Origin of the sequence: Microcoleus sp. CAWBG58 (genome assembly GCF_020883045.1) — a bacterium.
Lineage (GTDB): Bacteria > Cyanobacteriota > Cyanobacteriia > Cyanobacteriales > Microcoleaceae > Microcoleus.
The window spans coordinates 1-13687 of the sequence record NZ_JAHRFA010000073.1; the positions used below are offsets into that span (position 1 = coordinate 1).

Below are 13687 nucleotides of genomic sequence, written 5' to 3' on the forward strand. Positions count from 1 at the left end.
CCATGCCCAATGCCCAATGCCCCATGCCCCATGCCCCATGCCCCATGCCCATGCCCAATCTAAAATCTAAAATCGTTTGATGGCGCAAGTTGTATTAGAAAATATCTACAAAAGTTTTCCCCTCCGCCAAGGAGAACAGGAAAAAGTAGCAAACAACGTCGCAGAAAGTGTCTCAACAGAGACTCCTAGCTCTTCGGCTAACACTGTTTTGCGGCGGATTAACCTGACCGTCCTAGACGGAGAATTCATGGTGTTGGTGGGGCCTTCGGGCTGCGGAAAAAGCACTTTGCTGCGATCGATCGCCGGTTTGGAAGTTTTGACAGCCGGCAATATCTGGATTGGCGATCGGCTCGTTAACGATTTGCCTCCAAAAGACCGAGATATCGCTATGGTATTTCAAAATTATGCTCTCTATCCTCACTTAACAGTCTACGATAATCTCGCCTTTGGATTGCGCCGCTCACAGAAGGAAGAAGGTTCGGCAACGAGCACTGTACGGGATTTAACGGATGTAACGGATAGAACGAACAAGGTAAAAGAGAGAAGGAAAAAGGAAAATGTTAAAAGGAAGCAGCTAGAAGTTAGCGGGTATTCAGTAGAAGAGAAAGAGAAAGATCGAGACAAAACAAGCAGTGAGAAGGCAAAAGAAATTAAAAATCAAATAAAAAAGGCGATCGATTATTTAACTTATAATACTGTAAACAAGGAGCGAATATATACTTTGGGGGAGGACTTTTTAGTTGGAGCAACTCGCAAACTTCCTCCGGGTTTACGCTATTTGTCTGAACGGGAAAAGGCGGTAGGAGAACGAGTTCTGAAGGTAGCTCAATTATTGCAAATAGAACCGCTTTTAAATCGCTTTCCGAAACAACTTTCGGGAGGACAAAAGCAGCGGGTGGCTTTGGGTAGGGCGATGGCTCGAAATCCTGAAGTGTTTTTGATGGACGAACCGCTATCGAATCTTGATGCGAAGTTGAGGGCGGAAACTCGATCGCAAATTGTGCAGTTACAGCGGCAGTTGGGCACTACCACTATTTATGTGACTCACGACCAAACTGAGGCGATGACTATGGGCGATCGCATTGCTATTATGAATGCTGGCCAGCTTCAGCAAGTCGCTAAGCCTCTGGAGCTTTACAACAAGCCGGCGAATCTATTTGTGGCTGAGTTTATTGGTTCTCCGCCGATGAATTTTTTGCCCGTGCAGTTTACCGCCCCGCTGTTGATTTCTCACCCGCAATTTCGCTTTACTTTACCAGATATTTGGGCGAAAAATCTACAAAAATATGACGGGCGAGGACTGATTTTGGGCATTCGCCCGGAACATCTCAGCATCAACCCTCCTGCTACCAAAAATCTGTCTGTACAAGTGGAAATTGTGGAGGCTTTGGGACACGAAACTTATTTGCGGGTGTGTTTGACTGACGATCCGGCTGTGCGGATGCAGGTGCGGGTGCCTCCCGATCGATCGATCCGTGTTGGCGAGGAGCTTTGGTTGGCGATCGCCCATGACAAAATTCACTTATTCGATCCCGATACCGAATTGGCGATTTTTCCTCGGTAGGAAACAAGAGATAGGTCGATCGACCGCTGTGACCGATCACAGATCGCACACTTGCACTTTTTTCAAGTAACTGTTATATTAATTAACATAAGCCTTACAAAAGTTAACGAAGGGAGTTCGCACTATGCAAGAACAAAAACGCAACGCTTGGAACTGGGGCTTCAGCGAGGGAGCTGAAAATTGGAACGGTCGTTTAGCAATGATCGGTTTCTCGGCCGCTGTGATTATCGAATTGGTTTCTGGTCAAGGGCTGCTTCACTTCTGGGGCCTGATCTAATTTTCTAGTTAAGACTTTTGTGACACTGCAAAGCTTGGGAGTTCCCGAAGGAACTCCCAAAATTTTGCAGGTGCGTTTTTAGCAGGGCAATTTTTGCAGGACAATTTAGCAGGAGCAAATAGCGAATTGCGGCCCTGCATTCAGCAGCACAATGTTTAACAGCGATCGCTCTTTTTGGGGTAGGGGGTTCCACCCCAAAAGAGTAAATCACTCTTTTGGGTGATGCGAGACAAATGCTCTAGCGGATATATTCTTTTAAGATGCTGTTGCGGTTGGGATGGCGCAATTTCCGCAGGGCTTTAGCCTCGATTTGGCGAATCCTCTCGCGAGTGACGTTAAAGATTTGACCAATTTCCTCCAAGGTCTTCATCCGTCCGTCATCTAAGCCGTAACGCAGCCTCAGTACATCCCGTTCTCGGGGGCTGAGAGTATCCAAAACGCTTTCCAAATCTTCCCTGAGCAAGTTCTTCGAGACTTGATCTTCTGGCGTTTCCCCGTCAGATTCAATAAAGTCTCCCAGACGCGAGTCTTCCTCTTTGCCGATCGGAGTTTCTAAAGAAATTGGCAACTGTGCGGATTTAGCAATAAAGCGCAACTTCTCGATCGTCATCTCCATCTTGGTGGCGATTTCTTCTTCCGTAGGCTTGCGGCCCATTTCCTGAGAAAGCAGCTTGGTAGTTTTCTTAATCCGCGAGATGGTTTCGTAAAGGTGAACCGGGAGGCGGATAGTCCGGGATTGATCGGCGATTGCTCTGGTGATGGCTTGACGTATCCACCAAGTTGCGTAGGTAGAAAACTTGTAGCCTTTTTCGTGGTCGAATTTTTCAGCAGCCCGGATTAGACCCAAAGAGCCTTCTTGAATCAAATCTTGGAAAGACAAACCGCGATTCATGTACTTTTTGGCGATCGACACCACCAAACGCAGGTTTGATTGCACCATCTTCTCCTTGGCACGCCTACCGACGTGGAGTCGGTGACGGAATGCAGGTAGTGCCATTTCTACAGCAGTAGCCCATTCGTTGTCTTTAGGTTCGCGATCCAACTCTTCTAGCAGTTGTTCTCGAACTCGCTCCAATTCCAGCAAATCTGCAATCTTGCGGGCGAGTTCAATCTCTTCGTCGGCTCGCAACAGTCGAATCCGACCGATTTCTTGCAGGTAGAGACGAATAGAGTCTTCTGTATAATGCTTTTTCTTTGCCTGAGCCCGACGGCGGGCTTTCGCGCCTTTGCCAGCTTTAGTGTCGTCCTCCTCAGACGGGTTGTCTAGAAAATCTTCTCGATCGTCTTCTTCGTCGATAAAGAGTTCCAACTCGCTCTCAGGTAGAACGCTTTCGGCGTTCCTCAGCAACTCGATAGTTTCCATTTTGGGTGTAATTTTGGTTTCGAGTACGGTGTTAGCCTGGATCATGCCGCCTTCCTCATGCTCCTGAATTAAAGAATAAATAACAGTGGAATAGTGTCTGTTTGTAGTTTAGACAAGTTAGCCAGTATTGACATTCCCGCAGGAAGAAATCGTGGGATTTTCGGTCTGCTAAGTGAAGCAGTGACCGAAACTGCACCAATTCTATGAGTCAAAGTTCGAGTTCTGGGAAAGAAGTAGCCAGCGCATTCACTCACTCGATCGCCGACTTTAACATCGCAACCTCGGATTGAGCGTGCGGCTTTTTCTTGTTTGTGCGAGTTAACGCATCGTCTGCGATACCTGACCCAGAAAAGCAAACCCGGAGATGCGATCGCACCTCAAAAATACTGGCTTTTTTACTCGGTACTTCGATCTTTTACCCGTACAAGTTTTCCGGCATGGAACCCTCTAACTTTTCTGTTATGGGTGTCCAACTTTTGATTTGCTTGCTGCTTTCACGATGTCGTCAGACATCACAGTTGCACGGCAAATTTTCGCCACCTTGGATGCGGGTCTGCTGCCTCAAATGTAACAGCAGAGAGTCGAAGCACCAAACTGTGAGAATCGGATCTTGCAAAGACCCTTATGATTGTAGCCGTTCTCACAAAAAATGGAAGTTGTTTTCCGTTTTTTGTCAAGAACTAGGAAAACTCTGTCAGCTTAGCTTGACAATTCGGACTAATGCCTGACTCTGCTAAATCCTGAGAATTGCCCCCAAAAACTTTGGCACGATCGAACGGCGCTGTTTTGTGTGGATATTTGGGTTGACGGCTGCGGCGCAGTCTGCCAGAGAGTTAGCAGACAATTTTTGACTTGCCGGAATTGAGACCAATACAATCCGTGTAAATGCACCCATCTTTACCCTGTTTCCCTGAATTGAATCATACGCAATCTGCGATTGAATAAAGCTTGCGAGCTTTCGTTGTTGTCAGTCGGCAACTCTGGATGAGAGACCGACGATCGCCCCCAATGAAGCGTTGCGGGTTTAGTAGTGCAACAGGGGCTTTCTTTGTTAAGTTAGCTCAATTTTGAAAAATTGGGGCTGCTTTTGACATTACATCACATTAAGTTCGTAACGTCACATTCTCATTTAAGCTTGTCTGTGAGCTTTGCTGCCTGAGAGATAACAGCCAGAATGAGAAAGTTTGCTAAGAGTTCGCTCCTGCGGTAATTGTTACGCTGCGAACTGCTCGGGGATTGCTCGTCTCTCTAGCTAATATCTACATTCATTTTAATCCCAGAAACAACTTAAGTCGAATATTACTAAGTTTAGCTCGATCTCGCCGAGGCAGATCTTCTTAACCAGCGATCGCCTCCATGGCAGTACTCGATGGATTTGAGAAACTCCAAGCTCTCTGTTGAGAGCAGCTAGCCGTTGAACGGACGCCTGTTTCCTCAAAAAATGTGACGGTAGACCCGCGATCCCAACCATTATCGTATAGCTGATTCCATCGAAAATCTCAAATCGAAAATTGTCTGACCTGGTTGTTGCAAAGAGGTGCAACTTTATACTTGCTTAAAAAATATCCGCTGCAATATAAAGACGCGATGAACCCTTTCTCCGCAATACTAAGTAATATTACGCAACGACCTGCTGTATTTAAAGCCAACTCATACTATTTTAGATGAAAGATGGCGGATTGGGCATGGGAATGATTCATGGGATCGGGGCTGGGATCTGACAAAACAGTTGTCTTATGTGGGAAAACAGGGAGCGACAAAACCAGACTCAGGCTTAAGTATAAAGGTTGGTGGCAAGGACAAAAAATTTGCCGCCATCATTATCCTATTAAAAACAACTGTGCAACAGATCGCGATCGCCACGGATGTTGGGCAGTCAATCACCGCTTGGCGACTCCAAACCTCCGACAAGCGCGATCGAATAATTAAACTGACTCAACTGCACAATAATAAAAAGCTTCCAGGGCTGCGACGCAAGTTTTATCGCCGTACAGACGCCCTTGTCTTTGCAAAATTCGATCGGCAATACTCTGCCTCCATTCCGATTCTAATCCCAGCCTCACAGCTATTTTTACGTATTCTGCTGCGGTTTGAGCAACTGTTTCGGTCACTCCCAGCATTTCCAAAATCCCAGAGGAATGGCGGCCCCGCATAAATTCCCCCGGACAAGTGACAATTGGTAAATTGCACGCGATCGCTTCCAAAGTCGTGTGACCTCCAGACCAACCGAAACTGTCGAGAAAAACATCAGACAAAAGTTGAAGATTCCAATAAGCTTTCTCATCCATTTTAGGTAAAATCTCGCAAAAATCACCGCTATCCAAACCGTACTTAGCAAAAGTCCGCTGGAGTCGCTGCTGAAACAGTTTACCAATATCAGCATTCGGACGTGATATAAAGGCAAACTGAGCTTGAGGAACCTGTCGGGCAATTTCTGCGAAAATATAGTCGTGTTGCGGCAGGTATTTGCAGAGAGTTTGACAGCAGAGATAAACAACAGCCCCCTCCCGCAGCCCAATATTTCCACGAGTGGCTGTTGCCGATCGAATTGCTGGCGAAGGGTAGCAAATGCCAATATTCGGCAATCGAATTAATTTTTCTGAATAATGTAAAACTGCATTTTCCGGTTCCATCAAGTCGCTGGAAAGGAAATAATCGACTGTCGGCAATCCTGAAGTCACCGGATGCGCCCAGGAGGTACACTGAATGGGAGCAAGGCGCAAGGCTGCAAGTTGAGTCATTTGCGGTTGCAGCCCAATATCGAGGAAAACCAGCACGTGTAATTGGTCAGCAATAATTTGTTGGCAGATTAATTCTAAGTTGCCGGGGATGTAGTGGAAAGTATCGCTGTAAAATCGGAACTGTTGAGTAAAGTGGTCTTGCGTCTCGGTAATTTGATAGCAATATACTTCAAATTCGCTGCTGCTGTGTTGCAGCCAGCCGAGGGTTAATTTACCGACTGTATGTCCCCACAAGCAGCCAGAGATGTACCCGATGCGAATTTTGCCGGTTTGGCTGGGGGGAGGTAGCGGTAAATCCTTTGCCCACTGCGGATAGTTGGCCGCCATGACTCTGCGAACAAATTGCCCGTACTGTTTCTGGATGTCTAAGTCGTTGCAGCCTTGGTAAGCTAAAAAGAAGTTGGTGTGCTGGCTGATAATTGTTAAGGCTTTTTGTTTGCCTTCATCTGTATCGAGGTTGGTTTGTTGGATTAACTGTTTGATTCCCGTCTCAAACCGATCGCGATAAACAACTATTTCCTCTACACTTTCATAAATCACCGGCAGAATTAAATACTGTCCCGGATTAAAAAAGCTGTCTTGGGGAAATAAACTCGACGCATCTGTCGCAATTGCGATCGCTTCTGAAGTTCTCCCGGATGCTAGCAATGCCAAGACTAAACTGCGGTGAAGACTGGCGGCTGCTGGATAAAGCTCGATCGCCTCCCGACAAATTTGAATGGCGGCTGCATATTCCTCTAAGTGTTGGTAACACTCAGCCAAATTCAAGTATAATTGGATGTCGCCTGTTTGAACTTCTAAAAATTTGCTGTACTGGATAACGGCTTGTTGATATTCGCCGCGCCCGTAGCGATCGCTGCCAAAATAAAGGTATGCTTGAATCGGGTCATTTTTGAGACGGCGGGCAAAGTCGAGATTGGCGACAACTTCAGCAGCATCCGGCTGCAATTGGAGGGCAGTTTCATAAAGATCGATCGCGCGTTCGACTTCTGTTTGCGACAGCAGCAAGTTGCCGAGATTCAGGTAGCCGCCAAAATGAGCTGGATTAAGTGCGATCGCTTGACGGTAAATTGACTCAGCTCGATCGAGATCGCCGATTTGTCCTAAAATATTCCCTAAATTATTATAAGCATCAATGTAGTTGGATTCGAGGGCGATCGCCTCTCGATAAGCTCTCACGGCACCGATAACATCCCCGATTTTTTCCAACACCAAGCCCAAGCTGTAATGAGCGCCAGCTACGGAGGAATCCAGCGCCAAACATTCGGTCAGCACCTGTTGCGCTTCTCGATACCGCTCTGTGGCATAATAAAGTGTACCGAGATTTTGCCAAGCATTGACTTGATTTGAATCGTACTGCAAAACCTGCTTGTATTTCTCCTCTGCCGCGGTAAATTGTCCGGCTTGGTGCAGATTTAAAGCTTGACTGTAGAGCTCTTCGGTAATTTTTTTGCGATCGGATTGCTGCAAATCGTAAATTGATTGAATCGCAGCTTGATTTCGCAATTTCTGAAAAGTTGACCAATCGTAATTGCCGGATGTATTGACATCCCAACTGAAAACCTGCAAGCCATTCCAAGCATTGCTAAATTCAGGCGCCGAAAAATCGAGCAGCAGTTGGCATTGAGGGTGGGCGGCGATAAAATCCCAGTTGGCTTGACGCGGAGTCTCCCAATTGCTATTGCTGACAACAATGAGTGCCGAGTCTGCTAAAAACGGTTTGGATAAAAGTAAAGCTAGTAAGTGCGATCGATAATCGTGAGCGGCATCATAAAACAATACACCAATGCGATCTGGCGATCGCATTTCCCGCAAATCCCAGAAAAATTCCTCAAAATTTTGATTGCAAAAGAAAACTTGTTCTGATAAATTAAAGTTGGCTAGGTTTTCTCCTAAATTATCGCTGCTGTCGCCAAAAGTATCAAATTCAGAAAAGTCATCAACGGCACAAGCTGTTATTTGTGAATGATTTAGCAGTGTACCGATTAAGCTACCGCCTTGAAAGCAGCCGATTTCGCAGTAGATTTCTTCGGAAGACATACATTCGACAGCAAAATTTAGCAACTGCATTGCATTGGCTGTCGTTGTGGTTTGCAGAGAGTTGATTATTGGCTGAAATTGATTCGATTTTGGTTCGGCTTGCGGTTGTCCCCAGTTATTGTAAAAGTCAGATATTTGTTCTATAAATCTTTGGTATTCCATCTTTTGCGTTTTGTTCTTAAACGGTTCGTAGTGAGGACTTTAGTCCTCGGGAAAGAAAGGACTGAAGTCCTCACTACGAACCTTTTTAGGGCTTTACGGTTTTTTTGGGGGGGAAGGACTAAAGTCCTTACTACGAACCTTGATTTGAAGCTTGTTCTAGTTGTTCTTAAACGGTTCGTAGTGAGGACTTTAGTCCTCGGAAAAGAAAGGACTGAAGTCCTCACTACGAACCTTTTTAGGGCTTTACGGTTTTTTTTTGGGGGGGAAGGACTAAAGTCCTTACTACGAACCTTGATTTGAAGCTTGTTCTAGTTGTTCTTAAACGGTTCGTAGTGAGGACTTTAGTCCTCGGGAAAGAAAGGACTGAAGTCCTCACTACGAACCTTTTTAGGGCTTTACGGTTTTTTTTTGGGGGGGGGGAAGGACTAAAGTCCTTACTACGAACCTTGATTTGAAGCTTTTTTAGAGCTTTACTGTTGGGAAAAGAACGGACTGAAGTCCTCACTACGAACCTTAATCTAAAGCTTTTTGAGAGCTTTACTGTTAGGGAGGAAAAGGACTAAAGTCCTCACTACGAACCTTGATTTGAAGCTTTTTTAGAGCTTTACTGTTGGGAAAAGAACGGACTGAAGTCCTCACTACGAACCAATCTTGCCTATTACTGTTGGTTTCGCAGGCGGGGATTGACAAATTCGTTCAATCCTTCTCCCACCAAAGATAGCCCAACTACCATTAAAGTCATTGCCAAACCGGGAAACAAAGCCGTCCACCAAATGCCCGTAGGTAGCGCATCTAAAGCTAAACGCAAATCGTGTCCCCATTCCGGAGTTTCTTCGGGAAGTCCCAAACCGAGAAATCCTAAGCCTCCTAATGTTAAAATGGCATCGGCGGCGTTGAGCGCGAACAGCACCGGTACGCTCTGAATCACGTTGAGAAACAAGTAGCGCGACAGCACTGTCCAAGTGTCAGCACCCATTGCGCGGGCGGCTTCGACAAATAATTCGTTTTTGACGCTAGTGGTGTGATTTCTGACGACGCGGTAGTATTGAGGGATGTAGGAAATGCTCAGGGCGATCGCAGCATTCAATACTCCTTTCCCCACGACAAATGCTAAAGTTAACGAAAGCAGCAATCCCGGCAACGTATAAATTGTATCCATTAAAAATAACAGCACGCGATCGAGCTTGCCACCCAAATAACCGCTAACCAAACCCAGCGGCACGCCGACAAACAAACTCAACGCTGTGGCTAAAATCACGACTTGCCAAGCCGCCCGCGAAGCAAACAGCGTGCGCGAAAAAACATCGTAGCCACTGCGGCTGGTACCGAACCAATAATTCGCCGACGGGGGTTCGTGAATCGGGTTAATCAAAGCATCGGTAGGATTTTGCAGCCATCCCCAAGCTTGCATCGCGGGAGACAAGGTTGCTACTACGATAAATAAGGCAGTTATTGCCAAACCCGCCCACATCATTTTCATTGACAGGCTTGACGGTGAGGCAATGTTGAGAAATCGCGGTAATTGAACTTTGTTTAGTGTCATGTTTAGCCGTTTACTGATTGAAGCTTTGTCGGATTTTTGCTAAATTTTCCTGGGCTGCTGTGCAGTTTTCATCGAAAGTCAGCGCTAGTTCAAATGCCGATACTGCATCCGACCAACGCTTTAAGTTAATATAAGCTAGACCCAAACAGCAAGCCGGGTCGGTGGTGGTGAAACTTGGCTCGAATGGTTCTCCTTTATAGTAGCTGCTATCTTTACCCAGTTTCAGGCAATTCTCAAAGTAAGCAACGGCACCTAACGGAAATCCTAGATTAATTAAAGTCATGCCAGCTATATAATTTAGGGGTGGATAGTTGGGACACCATTCCAGACCTCGCTGACAAAGTAACATCGTTGTTTCGTAATCTCGATTTTGGAGCGATCGCCCTGCTAAAGTAAAAACTAAGGAGGGAATGAAACCAAATTCTTCTGGAGGGTTGCCGTCTATCAAATGCGGAAACAATCTTTCTAATGCTTCCTCCCAGCAGTCTCGCGCTTTCTCGTCCTCGCCCGCTGCGCCGTACATCCCAGCTAGGGAGTACAATAGCATGAGACTAAGCCCTTCTTCTTGTCGGGCCAGTTCTAAGATGGGAATATTGCGGTTGACAACTTTGGCGGCGACTTGTTGGTGGCTGTTGGCGTGATGCAATACTCTGACACTATCTAAACTGCTGGCTTCAATGTCGCTCAAACTGCTGTTTTGATACTGGATTTGCTCGTGGAAACGACCGACATATCTAATTTCTGGGAGATTGCGAAACAGGCGAGTCATGTGTAACGGAGTCATTCCTGCTTGTGGCTTAACTTCTGTTCTAATTATGGAATAAGCGAGCGCTTCTGGGTGGGATTTGAGGGTTTCTCTAAAATCTGCCGATCGCACAACTAACTCCTCATCTGCATCCAGCACTAAAATCCACTCACCCGTCACTAAAGATAAAGCATAATTCCGCGCCGCCGCAAAATCGTCGCACCACTCAAAATATCCCACTTTTGCTCCGTACTGACTGGCAATTTCCGGCGTACCGTCTTCCGAACCCGTATCGACTACAATTATTTCATCAACGTAGGGTTGAACGCTGGCCAAACAGCGCGCTAAATTCTCGCTTTCATTTTTGACGATCGCACAAAAAGATAAAAATGGTTTTTGTCCGAGTGCTGCGCTAATGCTCATAAAATTAATACGGGATGCGGGAAACGAGCGAGACTTTAGTCCTTCTTAGGGAAGTTCTAAGGGGGAATTCAGTCCCCGTGTTCTTGAAAATGTGGTATTGTTTGAATTGTGAGTAAGAACAAAAACATCTACGTGTTGAAGTATCCTAGTATCCGAGAAATCCCGGCTCCTATGAAACAACGGTTAGGTTTTAGTCCTAATGCAGTATGACAGGAAAGAGCAAATAAAGGCAGGTTGTGGAGCGTACCGCGTCTTGGCTGAGTGATGAGTTCTGAAAACATTAAAAAAAAAGTAGCTAGTAACTATCGCTTGACGATTGGTGACTAGGTAGACGGCGTTTGACGGCCGTAGCGAGAGTTAGACTTTGGGTGTTACCCAAACCTATTCTGTCCGCAGAATCTCAGTTTCTTCAGACCTGAAAGTGTCAATTTTGATCCTGATATGTTGCAACTCAAACAAGTTCGCTATCGTCGGGAAGGTAGAGCGCTGCTAAAATGCTTGGCAGAGCAATAAAATCTCTACCAACACTGAACTCATCAATAAATGTTTCCGTAAAAACGTCGCCGTAAGGCAAGAGTAAATCCATTAGGCTTTCTGGAGTGTACTTGCGAACGTGCTCTGGTTCTTCATCAGGGCCGAGGCAATCGTTGGGTACGGCAAAAAAAGCTCTGCCGCCCGATCGCAACACCCTAACGATTTCTCTCACGCACGCTCGATCGTCGTCGAGATGCTCTAAAACTTCTGTTGCTACTACAACATCAAAACTGCGATCGGGAAAAGGAATTTCCGGTAAAGTTGAAACTACCCCTGAGATCTCTTTGGGAAGTTGGGCGATCGCAGCTTCGGAAATATCTAACCCAGTTACTGAATTGCCAAACTCTAACAACTGAGAAGCCAGGACACCTGAACCGCATCCGAGTTCTAACACTTCCATCCCGTGTCCGACGGCCCAACAAACTCTGCCGAAGCAGCCGGGATACCGACGCCAAGTTCCGCGGCCTTCTTCTTGCCAAATCTTATTCCAGTAGTCGGGCTGGAGATTTAAGTTAGTTTGTGTCATGCGATCTGCAAAGTTCCCCGATCGTACTTTTTTTTGAACGCTCCGAACCCAGTGTCATCAACCTGGTTTCTGCAGGACGAGTGTCAGTCTAATTTTATCAAACATCGATCGCGGGCGATCGCCCCGGTTCGTAGTGAGGACTTTAGTCCTTCTTTGGCTGGTTCGCAGTCAGGACTTTAGTCCTTCCAAAAGCGCGGACAGAAGTCCAAACGATCAAACCAATCTGGTTCGTAGCGAAGACTTTAGTCCTTCCGAAAGCGCGGACAGAAGTTCTCACTACCAACCAATTCAATCGCAGCAGGCTGGTAGTGAGGACTTTAGTCCTTCCAAAAGCGCGGACTGAAGTCCTCACTACGAACCAATGCGGCGCCAGCTTACAAATTGCTGGCAATTAACTCGCGATACTGGCTTTTCGGCTTAACTCCCTTGAGCTCAGTCACCAAACCTTTGTCTTTGAAATACTGAATTGTCGGCGTACCAATCACGCCAGCATTTTCAGCAATTTCGGGATCTTCTTCGATGTCGATTTCCACGTAGTGAATTTTGCCATCGAACTCATCTATTACTTTGCTCAAAATCGGTTTGAGACTGTGGCAAGGGCCGCAACTCGGAGCCGAGTATTTAACTACAATCAGTCGATCGCTATCGTGGAACAACTTCCGCAGAGCATAACCTCCTTCGTGGCGGGTGTCGTTAATATCAAAGTTCTCGCTAGTTTTGCGGACTTTTGGAGCTTCCGGTGTCGCTGCTGCTTGCTGCGATTCCTCGGTTTGATGGAATTCCTGAGTCAAGCCGTTCGATGACAGCCACCTTTCTGCCAGCATCGCCCCCATGCAGCCGCTACCCGCCGCAGTGATGGCTTGACGAAACTCGTGGTCTTGCACGTCCCCGACAGCATACACTCCATCCACGCTAGTTTCCACCGAACCGTGTTTCGTGGCGATATAGCTTAGTTCGTCGAGTTCTAGCTGACCTTGGAAAAGCTGAGTGTTGGGAGTGTGACCGATCGCGTAAAACAAACCCTTCACCAACAAATCGCTCTCGGCGTCGGTCTCAATATTTCTAATTCTCAACCCATCCATCTTGCTCCCCGGCACTCCCAAAACATCCACAGCTTCGGTGTTCCAGTGCACGGTAATTTTAGGATTGCTCAGCACTCGGTCTTGCATAGCTTTGCTAGCACGCATCCGATCGCGCCGCACCAACATATGAACGTGAGATCCATATTTTGTTAGATAAATCGATTCTTCCGCTGCGGTGTCGCCCGCGCCGATGACAGCTAAATCTACTCCTTTAAAAATTGGGGTGGCGCCGTCGCAAATCGCACAGGCAGAAATACCGTTACTCCAAAATATATGTTCGCTCGGCAAACCCAATCTTTTGGCAGTCGCGCCTGTGGCAATTACTATGGTGTGGGTTTTGATTTCTCGATCGTCCGATCGCACTGTAAACGGCCGCTTTGTTAAATCAACGTAAGTTACATCTTCTGTATATAACTCTGCACCCCAGCGCACTGCTTGAGCTTTCATCCGATCCATCAGTTGCGGCCCGGTGATGCCTTCGGGAAAGCCGGGGAAGTTTTCGACTTCTGTCGTGGTCATCAGTTGACCGCCGGGGATGCCTCCGGCTTGGTAGCCTTCAAAAACGACTGGCTTCAGGTTGGCTCTCCCAGCGTAGATGGCTGCCGTGTAGCCTGCGGGGCCTGAGCCGATAATTACTAGGTTTTCTACGGTTTCCTTGGTCATAGGTATTTAATTGAACTCATAACG

General features: G+C 46.7%; 10 protein-coding genes. 3 read left to right on the plus strand and 7 right to left on the minus strand.

Annotation, left to right across the window (positions count from 1 at the left end; translation table 11 throughout):
* Positions 1 to 79 precede the first annotated feature (79 nt).
* On the plus strand, positions 80 to 1564 hold the full coding sequence (locus tag QZ918_RS25545; protein ID WP_293340005.1) for an ATP-binding cassette domain-containing protein: 1485 nt from the start codon (positions 80 to 82) through the stop codon (positions 1562 to 1564).
* A gap of 124 nt (positions 1565 to 1688) precedes the next feature.
* The gene (locus QZ918_RS25550) at positions 1689 to 1841 is read left to right on the plus strand and encodes a CAB/ELIP/HLIP family chlorophyll-binding protein (protein ID WP_106150125.1); all 153 of its coding nucleotides are present in this window, start codon (positions 1689 to 1691) and stop codon (positions 1839 to 1841) included.
* A gap of 238 nt (positions 1842 to 2079) precedes the next feature.
* Here the strand turns inward: QZ918_RS25550 and rpoD are convergent, their stop codons facing one another.
* A complete protein-coding gene (gene rpoD, locus QZ918_RS25555) occupies positions 2080 to 3249 on the minus strand; it encodes an RNA polymerase sigma factor RpoD (RefSeq protein ID WP_293153477.1) in 1170 nt (389 codons plus the stop codon).
* A 688-nt stretch (positions 3250 to 3937) separates the two neighbouring features.
* The gene (locus tag QZ918_RS25560) at positions 3938 to 4099 is read right to left on the minus strand and encodes a hypothetical protein (protein ID WP_293339937.1); all 162 of its coding nucleotides are present in this window, start codon (positions 4097 to 4099) and stop codon (positions 3938 to 3940) included.
* A gap of 803 nt (positions 4100 to 4902) precedes the next feature.
* On the opposite strand from QZ918_RS25560, the gene QZ918_RS25565 reads away from it, so the two are divergent.
* On the plus strand, positions 4903 to 5133 hold the full coding sequence (locus tag QZ918_RS25565; protein ID WP_293339940.1) for a hypothetical protein: 231 nt from the start codon (positions 4903 to 4905) through the stop codon (positions 5131 to 5133).
* Here the strand turns inward: QZ918_RS25565 and QZ918_RS25570 are convergent.
* The 5 genes from QZ918_RS25570 to trxB all read right to left on the minus strand — a co-directional run bounded on the left by QZ918_RS25570 (position 5130) and on the right by trxB (position 13663).
* Positions 5130 to 8147 (minus strand): tetratricopeptide repeat protein, encoded by a 3018-nt coding sequence (locus QZ918_RS25570; protein WP_293339943.1) that lies wholly within the window; start codon positions 8145 to 8147, stop codon positions 5130 to 5132. The two genes, QZ918_RS25565 and QZ918_RS25570, sit on opposite strands and share 4 nt — an antisense overlap.
* 658 nt (positions 8148 to 8805) lie before the next feature.
* Positions 8806 to 9690 (minus strand): ABC transporter permease, encoded by an 885-nt coding sequence (locus QZ918_RS25575; RefSeq protein ID WP_293153492.1) that lies wholly within the window; start codon positions 9688 to 9690, stop codon positions 8806 to 8808.
* A gap of 10 nt (positions 9691 to 9700) precedes the next feature.
* Positions 9701 to 10858, minus strand: a complete 1158-nt coding sequence (locus QZ918_RS25580) for a glycosyltransferase family 2 protein (protein WP_293339946.1) — start codon at positions 10856 to 10858, stop codon at positions 9701 to 9703.
* A 451-nt stretch (positions 10859 to 11309) separates the two neighbouring features.
* Entirely contained in the window at positions 11310 to 11918 is a 609-nt protein-coding gene (locus QZ918_RS25585) for a class I SAM-dependent methyltransferase (RefSeq protein WP_293339949.1), read from the minus strand.
* Positions 11919 to 12292: 374 nt separating this feature from the next.
* Positions 12293 to 13663, minus strand: a complete 1371-nt coding sequence (gene trxB, locus QZ918_RS25590) for a thioredoxin-disulfide reductase (RefSeq protein WP_293339952.1) — start codon at positions 13661 to 13663, stop codon at positions 12293 to 12295.
* Positions 13664 to 13687 lie beyond the last annotated feature (24 nt).